The sequence below is a fragment of the Reyranella sp. genome, assembly GCF_044224635.1.
Taxonomy (GTDB): Bacteria; Pseudomonadota; Alphaproteobacteria; order Reyranellales; family Reyranellaceae; genus Reyranella.
In genome coordinates, this window is the sequence record NZ_JBGAKA010000011.1 from 40,570 (window position 1) to 64,154 (window position 23,585).

Sequence of the window (23,585 nt, forward strand, 5' to 3'; positions counted from 1 at the left end):
TTCCGCGGCAGGCCTGTCACGCAATGCGCGGATGCGGCGTTCATTTCCCGTCCGACAACCAAGGAAGGAGGACGACCATGCTCCGCACGACCCTGGCTACCCTCGCCCTGATTGCCGCCGCAGGCGTGGCGTACGCCCAGACGACACCAACGACCCCGACCATCCCCACGGCCCCTGACACGCGCACGATGCCCGGCGGAACGGGCACCTCGCCGGGCATGACCACGCCGGGCACCACCAAGGCGGCACCGACGACCGCCAGCTCGGCCAAGGCCGCCATCGAGGCCAAGGGCTACACAGGCGTGAAGAGCCTGTCGCGCGACGCCGCCGGCAACTGGTCGGCCAAAGCCGTGAAGAACAATCAGGAAGTCGCCGTGTTGCTGGACGCCACCGGCAACATCAAGGAGCAGTAGGCTCCGGCACCGATCGCGGCGACGGCGAGGCGTTTCACGCCTCGCCGTCGGTCAGGCCGATGCGCGGAAAGCGCGGCAGCGTGCGGCCGCCATCCATGACGATCGTCTGCCCCGTCACGAAATCGAAGGCCGGCGAGCAGGCGAGCACGACCATGCGCGCGATCTCGTCCTCGGTCACCAGGCGACCGAGCGGCGTGCCGGCGATCGCCGCGTTCTTGTAGACCGGCATCGCGTCGGTGCGCGCGCTGGCGATCTGGCTCGGCACAACGGCATTGACGGTGATGGTCGGCGCCAGCTCGAGCGCGAGACTCTGGGTCAGATGGAGCAGCGCCGCCTTCGCCAATCCGTACACTGAGTGCGTCCGCACGAATCCCGACGTTGCACCAACATTCACGATGCGGCCCCAGCCCAGCTTCTCCATGCCCGGCACGACCCGCTGCGCCAGCAGATAAGGCGCCTTCAGATTGACCGCCATGATCTGGTCCCAGGTGGACGGCGCCAGCGTGCGATAGGGCGCGTCGGCGAACGGTCCGGCGTTGTTGACCAGGATCGAGACCGGCCCAAGGCGGCTCTCCACCGCGGACACCAGCGCATCGGGCGCCGAGCTTTGGGCGAGATCCGCATTGAACGCGCGGGCCACGCCTCCTGCGGCACTGATGCGGCCGACGACGGCCACGGCCGCTTCGATGCTCGAGCGGCAATGGACGGCCACGCGGGCGCCATGGCGGGCAAACTCGCACGCGATGCTGACGCCCGCGCCGGACGAGGAGCCGGTCACCAGCACGACCTTGCCGGCAAAGGTCGCGACGAGGTCGGTCTTGTCTGGCTCGGTCATGGATCAACCAGGACCGTCCACACCGACTTGGTCTTCGATCGATCGAGGTACTTGTCGTAAAGCTCCGAGATCAGGTCCTTGCCCAGCGTGGCGATCTCGGCTTCGTAGGCGGCGCGGTCGGTGATCTCGATGCGCTCGAGATAGTCCCACGGCCCGCCGCCGAATTGCCCGACGACCTCGGTCAGGCGATGGGTGCGGTAGCTGATGATCGACTTCAGCTTGCCGGCCACCACGTAGTCGACCTCGCGCTCGTAGCGCTCGTAATCCTCGCGGCTGACGCCGGGCTTCAGCGCGGCGAGCACATATCTCACGATTGCCATGTCATTTCTCCCCTGAAACGCATCGCTGCGAGCACGCCGATCCGATCTCATCCCTCCTCCCCAGCTTCGCTGGGGAGGTGTCGCCGTCTTACGGCGACGGAGGGGTCATGAGCACCACCACTGACGCTCATGACCCCTCCGTCCGCGAAGACGCGGACACCTCCCCACGCAAAGCGTGGGGAGGAAAAATGAGAAGAAATCACGGCTCGATCAGATCCGACCACAGCGCCACCGTCCTCGAGCGGTCGAGATACTTGGTGTAGAGCAAGTCGAGGAATTCCTTGCTGCCGGTCGCCGCCTGCTTCTCATAGTCGGCGCGGCTGGTGACCTCGATCCGCTCCATGAAGTCCCACGGGCCGCCCTCGATGCCCATGTCCATGCCCGTGATGCGATGCGTGCGGTAGCTCACGATCGAGGGATTCTGCGCCGCCTTGACGTAGTCGACCTCGCGCTCGAAACGCTCGAACTCGTCGATCGGCACGCCGGGCTTCAGGGCGACGAGCACATAACGAACCACGGTCATGGGTTTCCTCCTGGATCGACGGTCAGACGAGATGGCAGGCGACGCGATGCCCGGGCGCCACTTCGCGCACCGGCACCGGCTCGGCGCAGACTGGACGGGCGAGCGGACAGCGGCTGCGCAGGCGGCAACCGGACGGAATGTCGATCGGGCTCGGGATCTCGCCCGATAGCGTGAACGGATCGCGCCGCGCGTCTGGATCGGGGATCGGCACCGCCGCCAGCAGCGCGCGTGCATAGGGATGGGCGGGATGGGCGAACAGCTCGGCGGCGTCCGCCTCCTCGACGATGACCCCGAGATACATCACCGCCACGCGGGTCGCGAGGTAACGCACCGTCGCCAGATCGTGCGAGATGAAGAGATAGGAGAGCCCATGGCGCTGGCGCAGCTCCTCGAGCAGCAGGATCACCCGGGCGCGCAGCGATACGTCGAGCGCCGAGGTCGGCTCGTCGAGCACCACCAGGCGCGGCCCGGTCACCAGGGAGCGCGCGATGTTGACGCGCTGGCGCTGGCCGCCCGACAGCTCGTGCGGATAGCGGTCGGCGAGATCGGCGCCAAGACCCACTTCCTCGAGCACGGCTTCGGTTCGCCGGCGCCGCTCGGCGGCAGCGAGCTCGGTATGCAGCCTCAACGGCTCCTCGACCGTGCGCCGCACGCTGAGCCGTGGGTTGAGCGAGGCTGTCGGGTCCTGGAACACCATCTGCAGATGCGGCCGCATCTTCTCGAAGGCGCTGTCGTCGAGGTTGGTGATCTCGGTGCCGGCGAAGCGAATCCGTCCCGCCGTCGGCCGGTTGAGGCGCACCAGACAGCGCGCCACGGTCGACTTGCCGCAGCCCGATTCGCCCACCAGGCCGAGCGTTGTGCCCTCCTCGACCGCGAAGGAAACACCATCGACGGCGCGCACGATCGGTGGCTTGCCGTCCTGGAGCGAGCGCAGCCAGGCGCTGAACCCGCGCAGCGGGAAGTGGACGTTGAGGTCCTCGACCTCACAGAGCGTCGGCACGGCCATCCTCGACGGCATAGCAGGCGACGAAATGATCGACGGCGATCTCCTTCATGTCCGGCTTGGTCTCCCGGCAGCGCGCCTCGACCCACCGGCAGCGGCCGGCATAGCGGCAGCCCGGCGGCGCGTTGAGCAGCGACGGCACCGCGCCGGGGACAGGCTCCATGCGAACCACCCGGTCGATGCGCGGGATCGAAGCGACCAGGGCGCGGGTGTAGGGGTGCGACGGCCGCGCGAACAGCGAACGGACCGGCGCCACCTCGACGACCTGCCCGGCATGCATGACGGCGACGCGGCGGCAGGTCTCGGCGACCACGCCGAGATCGTGGGTGATCAACAGGATTGAGGCGCCGGTGCGGGCGCCAAGATCGCGCAGGAGATCGAGGATGCGCGCCGCGGTCGAGACGTCGAGACCGGTGGTCGGCTCGTCGGCGATGAGCAGGCGCGGCGAGGTCGCGAGCGCCATGGCGATCATCACGCGCTGGCACATCCCGCCCGAGAACTGATGGGCGTACTGCCGCGCCCGGCGTTCCGGCTCCGGGATTCCGACCAGGCGCAGCATGTCGAGGGCGCGCTTGCGGCTCTCGGCCTTCGACAGGCCGGCGTGCAGAGCGAACAGCCGGGCGACCTGCTCGCCGACCGTGAGCAAGGGATTGAGCGAGGTGCGCGGCGTCTGGGCGACCATGGCGATCTGGGCGCCGCGGATATGGCCCAGCTCGGGTTCGCCGAGGCCGCACAGATCGCGGCCCTCGAAGACGACGCGGCCGCGCACGCGCCGGCCTGGCTTGCGGATGAGCTGCAGGATCGCCGTCGCGGTGACCGACTTGCCCGAGCCCGATTCGCCGACCAGGCCCAGGATCTCGCCGGCCCGCACCTCGAAGGTGGCGCCGTCGACCGCCTCGACCTCGCCATGGTCGGTGGCGAAGTGCACGGCCAGGTCCTCGACCGCGACGACGGCGTTCACCGCACGCCCCGCATGCGCGGGTCGAGAAAGTCGCGCAGCGCATCGCCGACCAGGTTGAAGGCCAGCACCATGATCACGATGGCGAGCCCCGGGAACAGGAACAGCCACCATTCGCCGGTGACGATGTACTGCGCGCCTTCGGCGGTCATCGAGCCCCATTCGCTCTGCGGCGGCCGGATGCCGAGGCCGATGAACGACAGCGCCGCCATGGTGAGCAGCGCATAGCCCATGGCGAGCGTCGCCTGCACGATGATCGGCGGCAGGCAGTTGGGCAGCAGATGGATGAACACGATGCGCCACGGCGGATTGCCGACGACCCGGGCGGCGTCGGCATACTCCATCTCACGGATGCGCAGGATCTCGCCGCGCACCAGCCGCAGGTAGGTGGGAATCTGGGTGATCGCGATGGCGACCAGCACGTTGCCGACGCTGTTGCCGAGCGCCGCGGTGATCGCCATGGCCAGGATGAAGGCCGGGAAGGCCATCACCGAATCGACGCAGCGCATGATGATCAGGTCGACCCAGCCGCGGTACAGGCCCGAGAGCGCGCCGATGGTCGAGCCGATGGCGAGCGCCAGCGCGGTTGCCCCGAACGACACGGCGAGATCGACGCGCGCGGCGAAGATGATGCGCGACAGCAAGTCCCGGCCGTAGATGTCGGTGCCCAGCAGATGATGCAGCGATAGCGATTGCAGGGCAGCCGCCGGATCGGTCTCGTCGGCGTCATAAGGCGCGATCCACGGGGCAAAGAGGGCGGCGAGGATCATGGCGACGATGATGGCGAGCGCGATGGCGGAGAGCCAGTTGCGCTTGATCCTCCGCCAGACCAGCCGCAGCGCGGCCGCCGTGGCGTTCGGGCACGGTGCAGGAGAGCGGACGGCGTCGGCCATCACTCGAGCCGGATGCGCGGGTCGATCACGCCGTACACGATGTCGATCACGAAATTGACGATCACGTACAGCAGGGCAACGAACAGCACGAAGGACTGGATCGGACCGGAATCCTTGGTCATCAGCGAGGTGATGGCGTAGTTGCCGATACCCGGCCAGGCGAACACGCTCTCGACCACCGCGTTGCCGGCCATCAGGAAGCCGAACACCAGGCCGAGGATGGTCACGACTGGGATCAGGGCATTGCCCAGCGCATCGCCATAGATCACGCGGCGTCGCGGGATGCCGGCCGCCCAGGCCGCCTTGATGTAATCCGATTCGAGGATCTCCAGCATGGTCGAGCGCACCATGCGGGCGATCGGCGCCATCACGCTGAGGCCCAGGATGACGGCAGGCAGCATGAGCTGGTGCAGCGCGGATGCCAGCGCCGTCCAGTTACCCGTCAGCAGACTGTCGACGACATAGAGGCCGGTGATGGCCTGCGGCGGCTCGATTCCGGCCCCCAGCCTACCGAGCGGCGGCGGCGCCACCCCCCACAGATAGAAGAAGACGTAGATCGCCAGCAGGCCGGTCCAGAAGGTCGGCATGGCGACGCCGGCGACGCCGACGATGCGACCGATATGGTCGATCGCCGTGTCGCGATGGACGGCGGACTGAACGCCGAGCGGAATGCCGATCGCCAGCGCGATCAGCAGGCTCGCCAGGGTGAGCTCCAGCGTCGCCGGCAGGCGTTGCGTGAAATCTTCCAGGACGGGACGGCCCGTCGATGCGCTGGTGCCGAGATCGCCGCTCAGCAAGCCGCTCATGTAGCGCCAGTATTGAACCCAAGCCGGCTGATCGAGCCCCATTGCCTTCTCGAGCTCGGCGACGACCTCGGGCGGCACCAGCGGCCCCGCCTTGACCACGGCCGGATTGCCGGGAAGCAGATAGGTGAGCGTGAAGGTGATGATCGTGACACCCAGCAGCGTCGGAATGACGAGAGCCAGGCGGCGCAGGAAGTAGCCGAGAAACGTCACCGGCGGCTCCGCACCGACTTCAGATTCCTCCCCGGCTCCGCCGGGGAGGTGTCGCCGCCTGTCCTGAGCGAAGCGAAGGATCTCGGCGACGGAGGGGTCATTGCCGGGAGCGCGCCACTCCCGTGGCGCTCATCTTCATTCTCCTCCCTAGCGAAGCTGGGGAGGTGTCTCGGTAATCTGAGACGGAGGGGTCATGAGCAGCGGGACTGGGGCCTCTGACCTCTCCGTCCGCGATTACGCGGACACCTCCCCAGCAAAGCTGGGGAGGAGAATGAGATGAGCGCCACGGAGTGGCGCGCTCCCGGCAATGAGTCATGACCCCTCCGTCGCCGCATGACGGCGACACCTCCCCGGCGGAGCCGGGGAGGAAAAACGAAATCAGCCGAACTTCATGGCATTGAAGCGCTCGAACGTGTCCCAGCGCTTCTCGATGCCGACCAGGTCGGCGCGCATGACGCGGGTCCAGTTGTCGTACCACAGCATGCCCCACACGGCGTCGTCGATGACGATCTTCTGCGCCGCCTTGGCGGCCGCGAGCCGCTTGTCGGCATTGGCCTCGTGGTAGTTCTCGTCGAGAATCTTGTCGAGCGCCGGGTTCTTGTAGAACGCCGTGTTGGTGCCGCGCGACGTGCTGTGGAACAGCGGCACCAGGTGGAAGAACGGATCGTTGACCCACGACTGCCAGGATTCGATCGAGAGCTGCAGGTCGCCCTTGGAGGCGAGCTGGCGGAAGGTGGCATCGGTCTGGCGCGTGATGTTGATCTTGCAGCCGACCTTCTCCAGCTCGCGCTGGATCCACACGGCGGCTTCCTCGTGCGGCTGCCAGCCGATGCGCACGGCGAGATCGAGCGTGACCGGCTGCGTCACGCCGGCCTCCTTCATCAGGGCCCGCGCCTTGTCGAGATCGAACTTGTAGGGCGACAGGGCATTATCGTGGCCCGGCATCAGCGACGGCAGCGGCGAGGTCATGGCCGAGCCATAGCCCTGCAGCACGTTGGGCACGATCGCGGCCACCGGAATGGCATAGCTGATCGCCTGCCGGACCTTGACGTTGTCGAGCGGCGCCTTGGTCTGGTTCATCGCCAGCCAGTGGCAGGTCGTGTCGGGGATCGACACGATCTTGAAGTTCTTGTCGCCTTCGAACGTCTTGATGCTGCGCGGCGACAGGCCTGGCCGGCCGACCACGAGATCGACCGCCTTGCGCTTCAGCAACAGCACACGATCGGCTTCGTTGGGCACGAACTTGAAGACGACCTGCTGGAAGGCCGGCGCACCGCGCCAATGATCCTTGCGCGCCTGCAGCACCACCTCGACGCCGGGCGTGTTCTTGACCAGCTCGAAAGGTCCAGAGCCTGCCGCATTGCGCTTGGCCCACTCGGCCGCCCACGGATCGGCCGCCGTCGCGTTGGGCTTGACCAGCTCGGGATCGAGCGCGGTGATGGTCATCAGCGAGAACAGGTTGAGCGGCATCTGCGGCGGCGTCGGCCCCGCCATGTTGATGACGATCGTGCTGTCGTCGCGCACGACGATGTCTTCCGGCTTCGAGATGCGCAGCATGCGCGGCATGATGAAGCGCATGTAGCCCGGCGACTGCAGGGCGCGGTCGAGCGAATACTTGACCGTCTCGACCGTGACGGGCCGGCCGCTGGGAAACTTCATGCCGGGCCGCAGCTTGAGAGCGATCGACGCGCCGTCGCGCTCGAACGCCCACGATTCGGCGATGCTGCCCTCGAAATCACCCGGGAACGACCGCGACACGCCCGGCATACCGTCGATCGGCTTCACCTTCCACGACAGGATCGGGTCGTAGATGTTGCATTGGACGGCATAGCCGCCGACCGACTTGAAGACATGCGGGTCGAGGCTGTCGATGTCGGTGTCCCATGCCACCGTCAACGTCGTCGGCGCCTGCGCCGATGCAGATCGAGTTCCGATGCCCCCGAGTGCCAGCGCGCCTGCGCCGGCCGACGCCTTCAAGAAGGTCCGCCGATCCGTGCGTGAACCCATCCCTAGTCCCTCCTCCAAGCCCCCCGAGACAGCAATTTTCCCACGTGTTCCACTATTGTCAACGACTGGTCCAATTTTGACACGAGGCACGCCGTTTACTTGCCTATGTCTCTCAATGCTCTAAGATTCGTCCCGAAAATGAGAGTTCGACAAGAATCTTTGGAACGGACGAGGCGGGTGACATGAGCACGATCCAGAATGTCTCCCGCCTGCTGCGGTTGTTTACGGCGGAGCGAAGCGTGCTGTCGGTGACGGAAGCGTCCCAGCTCCTGAAGCTGCCCAAGAGCTCGGTGTCGCGCCTGTTGAAGTCGATGGCCCAGGCAGGGCTGCTCACCAGCCTCGAGGGCAAGGCCGGCTACCGCGTCGGCAACCTGATCTTCGAGACCTCGCGGCGCCATCGCAGCAACTCGACCCTTAGCGTGATGGCCGACGAGGCCCTGGCGCAGCTTGCCAAGACGACCGGCCACACTGGTTATGTCGCGATCCTGGACGGACCGGAGATCCTCGGGCTCAGGATGCGGCATGGTACGCGCGCCCTGCGCGTCGTGACGTCGCCGGGCGACCGCCTGCCCGCCTTCGCCTCGGCGAGCGGTCGCGCGCTGCTGGCGCGCCTGGACGACGAGGCCGTGCGCGCCCTGCACAAGGCGCCGCTCGAGCCGCCGTCGCCGCATGCGCCGCAAACGATTGCCGACCTGCTGGTCGCGCTGGCGACCGTGCGCGAACGCGGTTGGGCCCAGGTAACGGACGAATGCCTCCCGGGAGTCGAATCGCTCGCCATCTCGGTGCACGACCGCGAGAACGGCGAGACGGTCGCGATCTGCATCTCCTATTCGGCCGCCATGATCTCGGCCAACGAGAAGTCGCGCATCGTCACCCTGCTGATGCGCGCCGGCTGCGAGCTGGCGATGAAGTTCGACGACGACCATTGGATGGTGCCGCGATTCGCGAGCTACGCCGCCCCGTCGTGGGTCGAGGCTGCGTAAGTCTGGGAGGAGATTGCCGACGATGTCGCTCGACCTGTTGATGCTGGGCAACGTCCCGATCGCGCAAATGATCGACCGCGCCAAGCTGGCCGAGGCCAACGGCTACGATACGCTGTGGGTCGCCGACGAGCGCTTCTACCGCGAGGTCTATTCCTGCCTGGCGGTGCTGGCGCAGCACACCACGCGGGTGAAGCTCGGCACCTGCGTCACCGACCCGTTCGCCCGCCATCCGGCGCTGACCGCGATGGCGATCGCCACCCTGGACGAGATCTCGAACCAGCGCGCCGTCCTGGGCGTCGGCGCCGGCATCTCGGGCTTCGCCGAGCTCGGCGTAGTCCGCAAGAAGCCGGCCATCGCCATGCGCGAGATGATCGAGATGGTGCGCAAGCTGCTGCGCGGCGAGTCGGTCGACTATCAGGGCGAGGTCGTGTCGTTCGCCAACGGCAAGCTGAGCTTCAAGCCCGTGCGTGCCGACATTCCCGTCTATGTCGCGAGCAACGGTCCGCTCGGTCAGCGCATGACCGGCGGCATCGCCGACGGCGCCATCATGGAAGGCTGCGGCTCGGTCGAGGAAGTTGCGGCGTTCCGCGAGGTGCTGGCCCAGGGTGCCCGCAAGCGCGGCCGCGATCCCGCCGCGGTCAAGGTCGTCGCCCGCCTCAATGCCTGCGTCGCCGCCGACGGCAAGAAGGCGCGCGACGCCGTCCGTCCCTTCGTCGCCCGCATGCTGGCGGCCGGTCGGCTCAAGTTCATGACCGCCGAGAAATGCGGCCTCACGTTGCCGGCCGCGGCCACCACGCCGCTGGCCAACGTCGCCTACGCCGCCGGTGCCGCGCCCTATGCGCCGCTGCTGCCGCTGGTCACCGACCGCCACGTCAACGCCTTCACCCTGTCGGGCACGGAGGACGAGATCGTCGACCACATGGTCAAGCTCAAGAAGGCCGGCGTCGATGCCTTCACCATCATGCCGTTCGCTCCCGAAGGCGGCTCGGCCGAGCAGACCCTGGTGCAATTCGGCGCGTCCATCTGGCCGCGCGTCAAGAAGCAGACCTGAGAGCCTGCGATGGGCTTCGCCTTCCACCAGCCCGACAGCGTGGCGAACGCCATCGCGCTCGCCCATCGCTACGGCGAGGACGCTCGCTTCATTGCCGGCGGCACCGACCTGATCATCCAGATCAACCGCAAGCGGCTGGCGCCGCAGCATGTCATCAGCCTGGGCAGCCTCGGCCTCGAGGGCATCCGCGAGACAGCGGACGAGATCACGATCGGCGCCACGACGACCCACAATGACGTCGTCTTCCACCCCGGCTTCCAGCACCAGCTGACGGCCCTCGCCGAGGCGTCGGCCGTCGTGGGCGGCCGTCAGATCCGCCACGTCGCGACGGTCGGCGGCAACATCGTCAATGCGTCGCCCGCGGCGGACCTCGTGCCCGCCCTGCTCGCGCTCGATGCCACGATCGACCTGCAGGGTCCGGCGCAGACGCGCAGCCTGCCGCTCGACCGCTTCCTGCTCGACCGCGGCCGCACCGAGCGGCAAATCGACGAGGTGCTGACCGCGGTCAGGTTCGCAAGGCCGCCGTCGCAGAGCGCCACGTCATTCCTCAAGGCCGGACGCCGCAAGGCCATGGAGATTTCCGTCGTCTGCGTTGCCGCCCATCTCGTCCGCGGCCCGGACAACGGCTTCAGCAAGGTCCGCATTGCCGTGGGCGCAGCGGCGCCGCGCACGTTCCGCGCGGTCGGAGCCGAGGCGCTGGTCGCCGAACGCGGGGATGACGGGACATCGTTTGTCGAAGCGGGCCGGCTGGCGGCGAAGGCCGCGGTGCCGATCGGCGACGTGCGCGCCTCGGCCCGCTATCGCACGCTGCTCGTCGCGGCTCTGGTCGAGCGCGCCCTGACAGCCTGCCGAGACCGGATGCAAGGAGCCGGCGCATGACCCGCAGCCCCCTCGAGCTCACGATCAACGGCGAAAGCTACCAGGTGATGGTCGAGCCGCATTGGACGCTGTTGCAGGTGCTGCGCGGCGAGCTCGGGCTCGGCGGCACCAAGGAGAACTGCCTGGAAGCGGAGTGCGGCGTGTGCACCGTGCTGCTCGACGGCAAGGCGGTCAACTCGTGCATCCTGCTCGCCCGGCAATGTCGAGGCCGCGCCATCACCACCATCGAAGGCCTGGGTGATCCGGAGCATCTGCATCCCCTGCAGACGGCATTCATCGAATGCGGCGCCGTGCAGTGCGGCTACTGCATCCCCGGGATGATCCTCACGGCCAAGTCGTTCCTCGACGAGTGTCGCGGCCGGCAGCCCAGCGAGGCGCAGATCCGCGAAGCGCTGTCGGGAACGCTCTGTCGTTGCACCGGTTACCAGAAGATCGTCGACGCCGTCGCCCTGGCGGCGCGCCGGTTGGAGTCGGCACCATGAGTGGCTACGACCATCGGGTGGCCGGCAAGCGACTGAGCCGCCTCGACGGCGTCGGCAAGGTCACCGGCAAGCACGTCTATGCCGCCGACTTCGTCCTTCCCGGCATGCTGTTCGCCCGGATCCTGCGCAGCCCGGTCGCGCGCGCCCGCGTCGTGCGGCTCGATGTTGCCAAGGCACTCGCCCTGCCCGGCGTGCGCACCATCCTGACGGCACGCGACGTGCCGATCATCCGCTTCGGCACGGCGATCAAGGATCGCCCCATGCTGGCCGACGGCGAGGTGCGGTTCGTCGGCGAGGCGATCGCCGCCGTTGCCGCGACGACGCTCGAGATCGCCACACAAGCGATCGGCCTGATCGAGGTCGAGTACGAAGAGCTGCCGGCGGTGTTCGACCCCGAGGCGGCGATGGCCGACTCCGCGCCGCTCGTCCATCCGCAGTGGAACAGCTACCAGGCGCTGCCGGTGTTCGCGCGCGACGGCAACGTGCCGGGCCGCTGCTCGCTCGGCCATGGCGATGTCGAAGCGGGCTTCGCCGCGTCCTATCGCGTCTACGAGCATCGCTTCACCTCGCAGCTCGTGCATCCCGGCTATACCGAGCCGCGCGCCGCGGTCGCGAGCTGGGACGGCAACGGCGACGTCATCGTGTGGACCAACACCCAGCTGCCCTTCGACATGAAGAACATGCTGGCCGAGGTGCTCGACTTGCCGGCCGGCAAGGTCCGCGTGATCGTGCCCGGCATCGGCGGCGGCTTCGGCGGCAAGCTGCGGGTCGGCGTCGAGCACTTCGCCGCCTGGCTGGCGCGCAAGTCGCGGCGGCCGGTCAAGGTCATGACCACCAGCGAGGAAGAGCTTCTGGACGCCTATCCGCGCCAGCCGACGATCGTCACCCTGAAGACCGGCGTCGCGCGCGACGGCACGCTGCTGGCACGCAAGGGACAGGTGATCATCGATTGCGGCGCCTACGCCAATTCCGGGCCGGCGACGGCTGCTGTCGCCCTGCAGGTGCTGAACGGCCCCTACCGCACCGCCAACCTCCAACTCGAAGGCATCGCCGTCTACACCAACAAGGGTGCGACCGGCTCGTTCCGCGCGCCTGCCGGGCCGATGGCCAACTTCGCCGTCGAATCGCAGATCGACATGATCGCCGACGATCTCGGCCTCGATCCGCTCGAGATGCGGCTCAGCAACGCCTTTTGCGAGGGCGACAGCGGGCCCGCCGGCGAAAAGCTGGCGAGCGTGAGCATCGCCGAGTGCCTGACGCGCGCCGCCGAGGCGATCGGCTGGAAGGACCGAAAGCCTGGCAGCGGGCGCGGCAAGGGGATCGCCTGCAGCTGGTGGATGACAACCGGTGGCTCGTCCGGCGTCTACGTCAAGATCAATGCCGAAGGCACCGTGACCCTGGTAAGCGGCGCGGTCGAGATCGGCACGGGCGCCCTCACCGGCGCCGCGCAGGTGCTGGCTGAGGAGCTCGGCATCGACCTCGCCGACGTGAGCGTGGCCGACGTCGACACCGAGTCGACGCCGTTCGACTACGGCGCCCAGGGCAGCCGCACGGCCTTTTCGGTCGGCAATGCCTGTCGCGTCGCCGCGGCCGATCTGCGGCGTCAGGTCTTCGAGATCGCCGCCCAGCAGTGGCAGGTGCCGGTCGATGGCATGCGGCTCGAAGGCAAGGCGGTGGTGCTGGGCAACAAGCGCCTGACCCTGGCCGACATCGCCGCGGCGTCGCTGCGCTCGGGCGGCGGGCTGATCTCGCACGGCACGGTGATCCAGCCGATGCCGACCTTCGATCCGGGCCGCGTGAAGAACCATCCGCTGCCGGCCTGGACCAGCCCGAGCTACCACGCCCACGCCGTCGATCTCTCTGTCGACGACGTCACCGGCGAGGTGTCGATCAACCGCTACGTCGTGGTGCAGGACGTCGGCTACGCCATCAACCCGACCTACATCGAGGGCCAGATCGAGGGTGGTGTCACCCAGGGCATCGGCCAGACGCTGAGCGAGGAGATCGTCTACCGGGACGGCCGCGTGCTGAACGCCAACCTGACCGACTACAAGATGCCGACGGCGATGGACGCGCCGCGCATCGAATCCATCCTGGTGCAAAGCCCGAGCGTCAACGGACCGTACGGCGCCAAGGGCGTCGGCGAGCCGCCCTGCATCCAGCCGCCGGCGGCGATCGCCAACGCCATCGCCGTCGCCACCGGCGTGCGCGTGCAGACCCTGCCGATCACCGCCGAGAAGATCGCGCTCGCCCGGCTCGACGAGGCGGGATGATGGAAGTCACCGTCCGGGCCTGGGGCAATCTGCGCCGCTTCCTGCCGGGCGGCGTCGACACCGCCACCGTGGAGGTCCCGGACGGTGCCACCATCGACGACCTCACGGCCCAGCTCGCCCTCGCGCACGACGTTTGGGCGGTGGCGGTGAACGGCCAGGTCGTGTCGTTCTCGACGACCCTCTCACCCGGCGATCAGGTGATTCTGTTCGACCATCTGCATGGGGGCTAAATTCCTCCCCAACGCAGTTGGGGAGGTGTCGCCGTTTTCGGCGACGGAGGGGTCATGAGCCTCAGGCTCAACCCTCTCCCATGACTCATGACCCCTCCGTCGCGTATGACGCGACACCTCCCCAGCGAAGCTGGGGAGGAGAAGAGAGCTACAGCACGAACTTGCTCAGATCGGCGTTCTTCGCCAGCGCACCGACGCGCTCGCGGACGTAGGCGGCGTCGATCTCGATCTTCTGGCCGGGCTTGTCCGAGGCGGTGAAGCTGATCTCCTCGAGGAGCTTCTCCATCACCGTGTGCAGGCGCCGGGCGCCGATATTCTCGACCGTCTCGTTGATGTCGGCCGACAGCTTCGCCAGCTCGTCGATGGCGTCGGGCTTGAAGTCGAGATCGACCTTCTCGGTCGCCAGCAGCGCCTTGTACTGCTTGACCAGGCTCGCCTCGGGCTCGGTCAGGATGCGGCGGAAATCCTCCTGATTGAGCGACGCCAGGCTGACGCGGATCGGCAGGCGGCCCTGCAGCTCGGGCAGCATGTCGGACGGCTTGGCGAGGTGGAAGGCGCCGGAACAGATGAACAGCACGTGGTCGGTCTTCACCGGACCGTGCTTGGTGTTCACCGTCGTGCCCTCGATCAGCGGCAGCAGGTCGCGCTGCACGCCCTCGCGGCTGACGTCGCCGCCGCCGCGGAACTCGCTGCGCGCGGTGATCTTGTCGATCTCGTCGATGAACACGATGCCGTTCTGCTCGACCGACTCGCGGGCGTCGCGCACGACCCTCTCCTGGTCGAGCAGCTTGTCGCTCTCCTCGCGCATCAGGGTGGCGTGCGATCCGGCCACCGTCATCTTCTTCTTCTTGGTGCGACCGCCGAACGCCTTGCCCAGCATGTCGCCGATATTGATCATGCCGACCGACGCGCCCGGTTGCCCGGGCACCTCGAACTGCAGCGGCGCGCCGGCATCGGCGACCTCGATCTCGATCTCGCGCTCGTTGAGCTCGCCGGCCCGCAGCTTGTGGCGGAAGCGCAGCCGCGTCTCCTCGCTGGCGTTGGCGCCGCACAACGCGTCGATCACGCGATCTTCGGCGGCGAGCTCGGCCTTGGCGCGGACGTCCTTGCGCAGCCGTTCGCGCGACATGTCGAGCGCGGCCTCCATCAGGTCGCGGGCGATCTGCTCGACGTCGCGGCCGACATAGCCGACCTCGGTGAACTTGGTCGCCTCGACCTTGAGGAACGGCGCGTTGGCGAGCTTCGCGAGGCGGCGGGCGATCTCGGTCTTGCCGCAGCCGGTCGGGCCGATCATCAGGATGTTCTTGGGCAGCACCTCTTCGCGCAGCGCCTCGGGCAGCTGCAGGCGCCGCCAGCGGTTGCGCAGGGCGATCGCCACGGCGCGCTTGGCGTCCTGCTGGCCGACGATGTGCTTGTCGAGCTCGGAGACGATCTCGCGCGGGGAAAAGTCGTTGCTCATTGCGCTCTCAGAGCTTCTCGATGACGAGGTTGTGGTTGGTGTAGACGCAGATGTCGGCGGCGATGTTCATCGCCTTGCGGGCGATCGTCTCGGCATCGAGGCCCTCGACGTCGATCAGCGCGCGCGCCGCGGCCAGTGCGTAGTTGCCGCCCGAGCCGATGGCGATGACGCCGCCCTCCGGCTCGAGCACGTCGCCCGAGCCGCTGAGCAGCAGCGACACGTCCTTGTCGGCGACCGCCATCATCGCCTCCAGCCTGCGCAGGTAACGGTCGGTGCGCCAGTCCTTGGCGAGCTCGATGCAGGCGCGCAGCAGCTGGCCGGGATGGCGCTCCAGCTTGCTCTCGAGGCGCTCGAACAGGGTGAAGGCGTCGGCCGTCGAGCCGGCGAAGCCGCTCACGATCTGGCCGTTGCCGAGGCGGCGGACCTTCTTGGCGTTGCCCTTGACGATGGTCTGGCCCATCGAAACCTGGCCGTCGCCGGCCATCACGACCTGCCCGCCCTTGCGGACGGACAGGATGGTGGTGGCGTGCCAGCCGGGTGACTGCGAATTGTCGGGGGAGGCGGAAAACATGGCCCCCGTAAATAGTCAATAACCGGCGTAAATCAATCACGTGCTAACGTCGCGCCATGAGCGAGCAGCACCCCGTTATCGTCATCGGCGCCGGCATCGTCGGAACCGCGACCGCCCGCGCCCTGCAGCGCGACGGTCATGCCGTCACCCTGATCGACAGCGCCGAGCCCGGCCGCGCCACCTCCTATGGCAATGCCGGCTTCGTCGCCATCGACCATCTGTTGCCGCTCGCCCGGCCGTCGGTGCTGCGGCGCGTGCCGCGGATGCTGATCGACCGCGCCAGCCCGCTCACGATCCATCTGCCCAGCCTGCCCTGGCTGGTGCCGTGGATGATGCGCTTCGCGCGCGCCGCGGCAAGCAACGCCGAGGTCCGCAAAGGCGTCGATTCGTTCGGCCATCTGATGGCCGAGGCCAACATCGCCTGGAAGACCGAGATCCAGGCATCGGGCCTGGGCGAGCTGTTCAGGAGCCGTGGCGCGCTCTACGTCTACGAAAGCGAGGCCTCCTTCGCCGACGGCGCGGAGGAGCGGGCGCTGCAGACGGCCAAGGGCACCGTGTTCGAGGTCATCGACGGCAAGCGCGCCCGCGAGATGGCGCCCGGTCTGGCCGACCACATCGTGCGCGGCGTCTACTATCCCGACGGCATGCACACCATCAATCCGTACCGCGTGGTGGCGGCACTCGCCGAGCGCTTTGCCGCCGAAGGCGGCACGGTGCTGCGCAGCCGCGTGCGCGGCTTCGAGCGCGACGGCGATCGCGTCAGCGCGGTGCAGACCACCGGCGAGACGCTGCCCGCCAAAGCGGTGGTGATCGCCACCGGGCGCGCTTCCGGGGAGCTGACCCGGCTGCTCGGCTTCAAGGCGCCGCTGGTCGCCGAGCGCGGCTATCACGTCATGCTGGCGCCGGATAATGTGCGCTTCGATCTGCCGGTCAGCCCGGCCGAGCGCGGCTTCTTCATCACGCCGATGGAGGAAGGCCTGCGGCTCGCCGGCACCGTCGAGCTGGCGGCGCCTCACCAGCCACCGACCTGGTCGCGCGCCGACCTGCTGGTGCGCCATCTCAAGGAAGTCTTCCCCGGCGTCGGCGGCACCGAACAGAGCCGCTGGATCGGCGAACGGCCGAGCCTGCCCGACTTCCGACCGGCGATCGGCCGGGCGCCGCGGCTGGCCAACGTCTATTGCGGCTACGGCCATCAGCATGTCGGCCTCACGCTCGCCACCGCGACCGGCCGGCTGATCGCCCGCCAGATGGCTGGCGAGCCGCTGCCCGGCGCCTTGCAGCCCTGCGATCCCGGCCGCTTCGGATAGGGGCCTGGTCGGTCAGGGGCGTTGCACAGCTTTGCCGCGAGGACTAGCCTTCGCCGTCGACTGGCGAAGACGCACCTTGGAGGCAAGCATGAGTTCTCATCGCAGCCCCGCAGACGTTCGTTCAGGGCTGAAGCATCCCATCATCGATGCCGACGGTCACTGGGTCGAGTACAACCCGGTATTCGCCGAGCGCATGCGCAAGCTTGCCGGCGACAAGGCGGCCGACGGCTACCTGGCCTCGCAGCGCCGCGTCCCCGAGTCGCTGTCGCTGTCGATCGCCGAGCGCAAGCAGCGCGGCATCGCCATGGAGAACTATTGGGGCCGGCAGTCGACCAACACGCGCGATCGCGCCACGGCAATGATGCCGCGCATGCTCTACGATCGGCTCGACGAGCTCGGCATCGATTTCGGCATCATCTATCCGACGGCCGGCCTGGGCATTCCGCGCATCGCCGACGGCGAGACGCGGCGCGCGGTGATCCGCGGCTTCAACATCGTCACGCACGACTATTTCGCCAAGCTCAGCGACCGGCTGACCCCGGCCGCGGTGATCCCGATGCATACGCCCGAGGAGGCGATCGCCGAGCTCGACTTCGTGACCAAACAGCTCGGCGCCAAGGTCGCCATGTTCGGCGGCAGCTTCCCGCGGCGCATGCCGTTCGCCGAGGGCCTCGATCCGACGATGGGCCGGTTCTCGGTGACCTACGAGAATCTCGGCATCGACAGCGACTACAATTACGACGCCGTCTGGCAGCGCTGCCGCGAGCTGGCGATCGCGCCGACCTTCCATGCCGGCGGCCGCGGCTTCGGCCTGCGCAACTCGCCCAGCAACTTCACCTTCAACCATATCGGCCACTTCGCCGCCGCCGGTCATGCGATCGCCAAGGGGCTGTTCCTGGGCGGCGTGACGCGGCGCTTCCCCGACCTGCGCTTCGCCTTCCTCGAAGGCGGCGTCGGCTGGGGCTGCCAGCTCTTCGCCGACCTGATCGAGCATTGGGAGCGGCGCGGCGCCAAGGGCCTGGCCTACATGGATCCCAGGAAGCTCGATCGGCAGCTGCTCAAGAGCCTGGTCGACAAGTACGGCTACGAGGACATGGCGGCCGAGCTCGGCCGGCGAGACGGCTGGCCGCAATGGGAGGAGGACAACCTCACCGGCGGCGTGCCGGTGCACGACGATTTCGCGGCCTGCGAGATCAGCCGCAAGGAGGATTGGGTCGATCTCTACGCCAAGCCGTACTATTTCGGCTGCGAGGCCGACGACCGCATGAACGTCACGGCGTTCGGCAAGGCCAATCCTTTCGGCGCCCGCATCAACGCGATCTTCAGCTCCGACATCGGCCATTTCGACGTGCCCGACATGCTGAGCCCGGTGCCGGAAGCCCATGAGCTGGTCGAGGACGAGCTGATCACGGCCGACGATTTCCGCGACTTCACCTTCGCCAACGCCGTCCGCCTGTGGGGCACCCAGAACCCGCACTTCTTCGACGGCACGTCGGTCGCCAAGGAAGCGGCCGCAGTGCTGAACGTCGCGCCGGCCCGCGCCGCGGCGGAGTAGTCCATCCCCTCCTCCCAGCGTCGCTGGGGAGGAGATTGATCACGTCCCGTACTGCAGCAGCGTCTCGCCGTTGCGCCTGAGCCAGGCCTGGGGGACCTCGATCGGGCCGTCGCACAGGGTGCGGGCCACCGCCCAGAAGCGCGGGCTGTGGTTGAGATGGACGAGGTGCGCCACCTCGTGCGCGGCGAGATAGTCGATCACGTCGGGTGGTGCGAAGACCAGGCGCCACGAGAACGACAAGGTGGCGTCGGGGCCGCAGCTCCCCCAGCGCGAGCGGCTGTCGCGCAAGCTGATGCGCTTGACCCGGCGGTCCGCCTTGGCCGCCTTCTCGTGCACCAGCGGCACCAGGTGGCGGCGCAGCTCGGCAGTCAGCCAGTCGCGCAGGCGGCGCGGCAGGTGCTCGGGCTGCCCGGCGACATGGATCTCGTCCCCTTCGCGCCACACCGTGCCGCGCATATCGCCGCGATAGCAGATGCGATGCGGCGCCCCGAACAGCGGCAGCTCGGCCCCGTCGACGAAGGGCCGTGGCATCGGCAGCCGCTCGAGACGTGCGGCGATCCAGCCGGCCTGCGCGTGCGCGAAGTCGATCGCGGTACCGCGGGCCATGCGCAGCGGCGCCGTCAGCACGATGCGCCGCCGGGCAGCGTCGACCCTGAGCGACGCGCGGCGCGCGCGGCGGCTGCGCACGAAGGTGACGGGCAGGACATCGCCGGCATGAGCAATGCTCAGTTGCTCGGGCTCGGGCACCGCTTTAGGCAGGACGAAACGGAGCACCGCGCCGGACAGCGACATGCATCGCATCATACAGCAAGGGACCAACTGACGTGAGCCTCGATCTCGCCCGACTGCGCGCCGAAACGCCCGGCTGCGCTCATGTGCTGCACCTCAACGCCGCGGGATCGGCGCTGCCCAGCAAGCGCACGCTCGACGCCACGCTTGATCACCTCCGGCTCGAGGCCGAGATCGGCGGCTACGAGGCGGCGGCCAAGGCCCATGCCGATCTCGAAGGCTTCTATCCCGCGATCGCCCGGCTGATCGGCGCCGCGCCGGACGAGATCGCCTTCGTCGAGAACGCCACCCGCGCCTGGGACCTCGCCTTCTACTCGCTCGACTTCAAGCCGGGCGATCGCATCCTGACCTGCGTCAGCGAATACTCCTCCAACTACATCTCCTACCTGCAGGTGGCGCGGAAGACCGGCGCGGAGATCGTCGTGGTGCCGGACGACAATCACGGCCAGATCGACCTCGGCGCCCTCGAGCGGGCGATCGACAAGCGCACCAGGCTGGTCTCGATCTCGCACGTGCCGACCCAGGGCGGCCTGGTCCAGCCGGCCGAGGCGATCGGCCGGATCACCAAGCAGGCCGGTGTGCTCTACCTGCTCGACGCCTGCCAGTCGGTCGGCCAGCTGCCGGTCGACGTCGACAGGATCGGCTGCGATTTCCTGTCGATGACCGGCCGCAAGTATCTGCGCGGGCCGCGTGGCACCGGCTTCCTCTATGCAAGGCAGGCAACGACCGCGCATATCGAGCCGATCTTCCTCGACAACCACGCCGCCAAGTGGACCGACGACAATGCCTACACGGTGCGCGACGATGCCCGCCGGTTCGAGAACTGGGAGCGCTACTTCGCCGGCGTGATCGGCCTCAAGGTTGCCGCCGACCAGGCCAATGAACTCGGCATGGAGCCGATCTGGGCCAGGCTGCGCGCACTGGCCGACGGCCTGCGCCGCCGGCTGGCGTCGGTGAAGGGCGTCACCCTCACCGACCTGGGCGAGCTCAAGGGCGCGATCGTGACCTTCGCCGTTGCCGGCGCCGACCACGTCGCCCTGCGCGACAGGCTGCGCGCCCAGGCGATCAACGTCACCGTCTCGACACAGTTCTCCTCGCGCCTGGATTTGAAGGGGCGCGGCTTGGTCAACGTCATGCGGGCGTCGGTCCATGTCTACAATACCGAGGAGGAGCTCGATCGGTTCGTGGCGGCGCTGGAAAGGACGATCAGATAAGCCTCCCCGACGAAGTTGGGGAGGTGTAAACAAGAGCCATGACGATCGACTTTCACGCCGAGGCCAATCGCACGACCTACACCGGGCGGCACGCATCGTCGGGTTGGAGCGATGCCATGCGCGGCATCGTCGATCCGGTGGGCAAGCGGGTGGTCGATGTCGGCTGCGGCGGCGGGATCTATTCGCTGGGCTGGCACGAGCTCGGCGCGGTCAGCGTGGTCGGCATCGACTTCTCCGAGCAGATGGTCGCAGCGGCACGCGAGCAGGCGGCTGGACTGTCCGACCTCTCCTTTCATCGCGGCGAGGCGACGGCCACCGGGCTGCCGGCGCACAGCGCCGACATCGTGTTCGAGCGGGCGCTGATCCACCATCTGCCGGGCTACGAGGCATGCTTCGCCGAGGCCCGTCGCGTGCTGGTTTCCGGCGGAATCTTGATCGTCCAGGACCGCACCCCGAAGGACGTCGGCTTGCCCGGCAGTGCCGAGCATTTGCGGGGCTATTTCTTCGAATGCTTCCCGCGCCTGCGCGCGGTCGAGAACGCGCGCCGGCCGACCGATGCCGCGGTACGCGCCGCCCTCGACGCGACGGGCTTCCGCGTGATCGAAAGCCGCCCGCTGTGGGAGGTGCGCAAGACCTACTCGGCGCGCGATCTCCTGCGCCAGGATCTGGCGGGGCGTACCGGGCGATCGCTCCTGCACGATCTCGACGACCGCGAGCTCGAGACGCTGATCGGCTATGTCGAGGCACGGCTGCCGGCCAATGGCCCGATCGTCGAGCGCGACCGCTGGACCGTGTGGAGCGCCATCGCCTGAGCGCCAGAACGGCCGGTTTTCGTCACCTGCCGCCGGCATGCGCCCCTGGTTGCGGTTGCTCAAGCCATTTGCGAGCATGGCCTTGGCGACATCGCGCTGGATCACGGCATCCGGAGTGACGAAATGGGTGGTCCCGCTGCCTACGAGGCCGGACAAGAGGAAGACCTGAAGCGCGCGCAGAAGGTTCTTGCGACGCCGGATCAGGTGAGCCTGCCCGAACCGGGCAACACCGAATCCCTGACCGAGCTCGTTGCCGACATTCTGGCCCGCAACCACCCAGACCAAACGCAGGGCCAGAAGCCGCCGGATCAGAAGGCGTATCGTCCGCCGGCCACCGCCGAGACTGCGGAACCGGAAGTCCCGGACCTGTTCCTGTCCTATGCCAGCGTCCGCAGGTCTGCCGTTCTTCCGATCCGAGATGCCTTGGTCAAGCTGGGTTACTCCGTATTCTTCGATATCGAATCGCTGAGCGCCGGCGAAGAGTTCGCCGATATCATCGATAGCCGGTTGAAGGCCGCCAAGGCGATCGTCGCCTGCTTCTCGCATGAGAGCTTCAAGAGCCGATGGTGCAAGAGCGAATGGCGGGTCGGTCTGCACAAGGGCAATCTCGTGCCGCTCGCGATCGACGCGGTCGACTTGGTCGAGATCCCGACCGAGTTCAACGGCCTGCACTACTCCGACTTCTCCGGCTATTCCGGGTCGACGACCGAGCCATGCTTTCGCAACCTGCTGCGAGCCATCCGGCGACACGTCCGGATCTGATCGATGGGTTCGGCCGCACCACTCGCCCTGATCGTCACCGACCTCGGCTACGGTGACGGCGGCAAGGGGGCGATTGCCGATCTGCTTTGCCACAGGCTCGGCATCGACATGGTCTATCGCCACAGCGGCGGCCCCAATTCGGTCCATCACGTCGTCACCGAGCAGGGAGAGCACGCCGCGAGCTGCTTCGCCAGCCATCAGTCGCCGACCACCCGCACCCAGCTCGGGCCGGACTTCGTGCTCAAGCCGGCCAGTCTGCTGCGCGAGGCGCGTGATCTCGAGAGGCGATTGGGTGGCTCGCCGCTGCTGAGGCTCTCCGTCGATCCGGCGGCCAGGATCGCGCTGCCGCACCATGCGATCGTCGGCCAGATGCGCGAGATCGCTGCCGGCGAAAGTCGCCGCGGCAGCACGGGACTCGGCATCGGCGAGACGGTGCTCGATGCCGACACTGATCCTTCGCTCTCGCTCACCGTCATGGACTGCCGGGCCGGCACCGGCCTTAAGCGCAGGATTGCGCATATCGCCGAGCACAAGATTGCCCAGGCCGAGGAAATCGTCGCCCAACGACCCTGCGCCACGCTGCGCGGTTTCCTCGATACCCTGAAGGCCGGACCCGTCTCGGCCGATGATGTTTCCGCCATCGCAACAATGTTCCGCGAGCTGGTCGTCATCGAGGACAGCCGCCGCTATCTCGAGAACGCGCTCGGTCGGGGAATGCCTGTGATGTGCGAAGGTTCGCATGGCACGCTCATCGATCGCGATCACGGCTTCTTCCCGCACGTAACGCGCCGTCGCACGACGGCCGCACCGACGCGCGCCCTGCTCGAGTCGCTGGACACGCCGGCGCGCCTCGTCACCGTCGGACTCTTGCGGGCTGTCGCTTTTCGCCACGGTGCCGGCCCGTTCGTCACGGAGGAAGAGCAGGCCTTCGGCCACGTCGTCGAAGCGCACAATCGCGAGAATCCCTGGCAGGGCCGGCCGCGCCATGGCTGGTTCGATCTCGTTGCCACTCGCTATGCGCTCGCCTGCAACGGCGGTGCCGACATACTCGCCGTCACCATGCTCGACATGCTGTTGCCGCTGCGTGACCTGCGGGTCTGCACGGCGTACCGATTGCCTGCAGCGCTTGCCGGCCAGGCGAGCGAGCTGCTGGAGATGGCCTTCCTGGACGAGGAGGCCGTCCGCGTGCAGTCCATCCACGCCAAAGGCAGGCCGCACTGCGCCGCTCTCGGCAAGCTGCTCGAGCGGTG

At 67.9% G+C, this 23,585-nt stretch carries 24 protein-coding genes; 13 read left to right on the forward strand and 11 right to left on the reverse strand.

Features of this window, described 5'->3' with window-relative positions; genetic code table 11:
- Positions 1–77: 77 nt before the first annotated feature.
- A complete protein-coding gene (locus tag ACILR9_RS12510; RefSeq protein ID WP_395710262.1) occupies positions 78–413 on the forward strand; it encodes a hypothetical protein in 336 nt (111 codons plus the stop codon).
- A 34-nt stretch (positions 414–447) separates the two neighbouring features.
- Here the strand turns inward: ACILR9_RS12510 and ACILR9_RS12515 are convergent, their stop codons facing one another.
- The 8 genes from ACILR9_RS12515 to ACILR9_RS12550 all read right to left on the reverse strand — a co-directional run bounded on the left by ACILR9_RS12515 (position 448) and on the right by ACILR9_RS12550 (position 7,968).
- Positions 448–1,248: an SDR family NAD(P)-dependent oxidoreductase gene (locus ACILR9_RS12515; RefSeq protein ID WP_395710263.1), complete on the reverse strand. Its 801-nt coding sequence runs from the start codon at positions 1,246–1,248 to the stop codon at positions 448–450.
- Positions 1,245–1,568 (reverse strand): hypothetical protein, encoded by a 324-nt coding sequence (locus tag ACILR9_RS12520; protein ID WP_395710264.1) that lies wholly within the window; start codon positions 1,566–1,568, stop codon positions 1,245–1,247. The genes ACILR9_RS12515 and ACILR9_RS12520 overlap by 4 nt, the downstream gene beginning before the upstream one ends.
- A 199-nt stretch (positions 1,569–1,767) precedes the next feature.
- The gene (locus tag ACILR9_RS12525) at positions 1,768–2,091 is read right to left on the reverse strand and encodes a hypothetical protein (protein ID WP_395710265.1); all 324 of its coding nucleotides are present in this window, start codon (positions 2,089–2,091) and stop codon (positions 1,768–1,770) included.
- 22 nt (positions 2,092–2,113) lie between these two features.
- Positions 2,114–3,097 carry an ABC transporter ATP-binding protein gene (locus ACILR9_RS12530; RefSeq protein ID WP_395710266.1) on the reverse strand — a complete coding sequence of 328 codons (984 nt, stop codon included), beginning with the start codon at positions 3,095–3,097 and terminating at the stop codon, positions 2,114–2,116.
- The gene (locus ACILR9_RS12535; protein ID WP_395710267.1) at positions 3,075–4,055 is read right to left on the reverse strand and encodes an ABC transporter ATP-binding protein; all 981 of its coding nucleotides are present in this window, start codon (positions 4,053–4,055) and stop codon (positions 3,075–3,077) included. Before ACILR9_RS12535 ends, ACILR9_RS12530 begins: the two co-directional genes overlap by 23 nt.
- Positions 4,052–4,945, reverse strand: a complete 894-nt coding sequence (locus ACILR9_RS12540) for an ABC transporter permease (protein WP_395710268.1) — start codon at positions 4,943–4,945, stop codon at positions 4,052–4,054. Before ACILR9_RS12540 ends, ACILR9_RS12535 begins: the two co-directional genes overlap by 4 nt.
- Positions 4,945–5,961, reverse strand: a complete 1,017-nt coding sequence (locus ACILR9_RS12545) for an ABC transporter permease (RefSeq protein WP_395710269.1) — start codon at positions 5,959–5,961, stop codon at positions 4,945–4,947. Before ACILR9_RS12545 ends, ACILR9_RS12540 begins: the two co-directional genes overlap by 1 nt.
- 378 nt (positions 5,962–6,339) lie before the next feature.
- Positions 6,340–7,968: an ABC transporter substrate-binding protein gene (locus ACILR9_RS12550; protein WP_395710270.1), complete on the reverse strand. Its 1,629-nt coding sequence runs from the start codon at positions 7,966–7,968 to the stop codon at positions 6,340–6,342.
- Between the two features lie 182 nt (positions 7,969–8,150).
- On the opposite strand from ACILR9_RS12550, the gene ACILR9_RS12555 reads away from it, so the two are divergent.
- Genes ACILR9_RS12555 through ACILR9_RS12580 form a run of 6 tightly spaced genes read left to right on the forward strand, consistent with a single transcriptional unit; the run spans position 8,151 to position 13,866 of the window.
- Complete coding sequence (locus tag ACILR9_RS12555) at positions 8,151–8,951, forward strand: IclR family transcriptional regulator (protein WP_395710271.1); 801 nt, start codon at positions 8,151–8,153, stop codon at positions 8,949–8,951.
- A 22-nt stretch (positions 8,952–8,973) separates the two neighbouring features.
- The gene (locus tag ACILR9_RS12560) at positions 8,974–10,002 is read left to right on the forward strand and encodes an LLM class flavin-dependent oxidoreductase (protein WP_395710272.1); all 1,029 of its coding nucleotides are present in this window, start codon (positions 8,974–8,976) and stop codon (positions 10,000–10,002) included.
- Positions 10,003–10,011: 9 nt separating this feature from the next.
- The gene (locus ACILR9_RS12565; RefSeq protein WP_395710273.1) at positions 10,012–10,881 is read left to right on the forward strand and encodes an FAD binding domain-containing protein; all 870 of its coding nucleotides are present in this window, start codon (positions 10,012–10,014) and stop codon (positions 10,879–10,881) included.
- Positions 10,878–11,363: a (2Fe-2S)-binding protein gene (locus ACILR9_RS12570; protein ID WP_395710274.1), complete on the forward strand. Its 486-nt coding sequence runs from the start codon at positions 10,878–10,880 to the stop codon at positions 11,361–11,363. The genes ACILR9_RS12565 and ACILR9_RS12570 overlap by 4 nt, the downstream gene beginning before the upstream one ends.
- Positions 11,360–13,636, forward strand: coding sequence for a xanthine dehydrogenase family protein molybdopterin-binding subunit (locus ACILR9_RS12575; protein ID WP_395710275.1), 2,277 nt, complete (start codon positions 11,360–11,362; stop codon positions 13,634–13,636). The genes ACILR9_RS12570 and ACILR9_RS12575 overlap by 4 nt, the downstream gene beginning before the upstream one ends.
- Entirely contained in the window at positions 13,636–13,866 is a 231-nt protein-coding gene (locus ACILR9_RS12580; protein WP_395710276.1) for a MoaD/ThiS family protein, read from the forward strand. The genes ACILR9_RS12575 and ACILR9_RS12580 overlap by 1 nt, the downstream gene beginning before the upstream one ends.
- Positions 13,867–14,014: 148 nt before the next feature.
- On the opposite strand, the gene hslU is transcribed toward ACILR9_RS12580, so the two are convergent.
- Both hslU and hslV read right to left on the reverse strand, forming a co-directional pair.
- A complete protein-coding gene (hslU, locus tag ACILR9_RS12585; RefSeq protein ID WP_395710277.1) occupies positions 14,015–15,325 on the reverse strand; it encodes an ATP-dependent protease ATPase subunit HslU in 1,311 nt (436 codons plus the stop codon).
- Between the two features lie 7 nt (positions 15,326–15,332).
- Positions 15,333–15,896, reverse strand: a complete 564-nt coding sequence (gene hslV / locus ACILR9_RS12590) for an ATP-dependent protease subunit HslV (RefSeq protein WP_395710278.1) — start codon at positions 15,894–15,896, stop codon at positions 15,333–15,335.
- A 56-nt stretch (positions 15,897–15,952) separates the two neighbouring features.
- Between hslV and ACILR9_RS12595 the strand changes: the two genes are divergently transcribed.
- Both ACILR9_RS12595 and ACILR9_RS12600 read left to right on the forward strand, forming a co-directional pair.
- On the forward strand, positions 15,953–17,203 hold the full coding sequence (locus ACILR9_RS12595; RefSeq protein WP_395710279.1) for an NAD(P)/FAD-dependent oxidoreductase: 1,251 nt from the start codon (positions 15,953–15,955) through the stop codon (positions 17,201–17,203).
- Positions 17,204–17,291: 88 nt separating this feature from the next.
- On the forward strand, positions 17,292–18,758 hold the full coding sequence (locus ACILR9_RS12600) for an amidohydrolase family protein (RefSeq protein ID WP_395710280.1): 1,467 nt from the start codon (positions 17,292–17,294) through the stop codon (positions 18,756–18,758).
- 39 nt (positions 18,759–18,797) lie between these two features.
- Here ACILR9_RS12600 and ACILR9_RS12605 read toward each other — a convergent pair whose 3' ends face one another.
- Positions 18,798–19,550 (reverse strand): M48 family metallopeptidase, encoded by a 753-nt coding sequence (locus ACILR9_RS12605; RefSeq protein ID WP_395710281.1) that lies wholly within the window; start codon positions 19,548–19,550, stop codon positions 18,798–18,800.
- Positions 19,551–19,582: 32 nt separating this feature from the next.
- On the opposite strand from ACILR9_RS12605, the gene ACILR9_RS12610 reads away from it, so the two are divergent.
- From ACILR9_RS12610 to ACILR9_RS12625, 4 genes are all read left to right on the forward strand, one after another.
- Positions 19,583–20,761, forward strand: a complete 1,179-nt coding sequence (locus ACILR9_RS12610; protein WP_395710282.1) for an aminotransferase class V-fold PLP-dependent enzyme — start codon at positions 19,583–19,585, stop codon at positions 20,759–20,761.
- 38 nt (positions 20,762–20,799) lie between these two features.
- Complete coding sequence (locus tag ACILR9_RS12615) at positions 20,800–21,573, forward strand: class I SAM-dependent methyltransferase (RefSeq protein ID WP_395710283.1); 774 nt, start codon at positions 20,800–20,802, stop codon at positions 21,571–21,573.
- A gap of 123 nt (positions 21,574–21,696) precedes the next feature.
- Positions 21,697–22,335 (forward strand): toll/interleukin-1 receptor domain-containing protein, encoded by a 639-nt coding sequence (locus ACILR9_RS12620; protein WP_395710284.1) that lies wholly within the window; start codon positions 21,697–21,699, stop codon positions 22,333–22,335.
- Between the two features lie 3 nt (positions 22,336–22,338).
- Positions 22,339–23,585 (forward strand): adenylosuccinate synthetase (locus tag ACILR9_RS12625; RefSeq protein ID WP_395710285.1); only part of this gene is annotated, 1,247 nt, incomplete at its 3' end.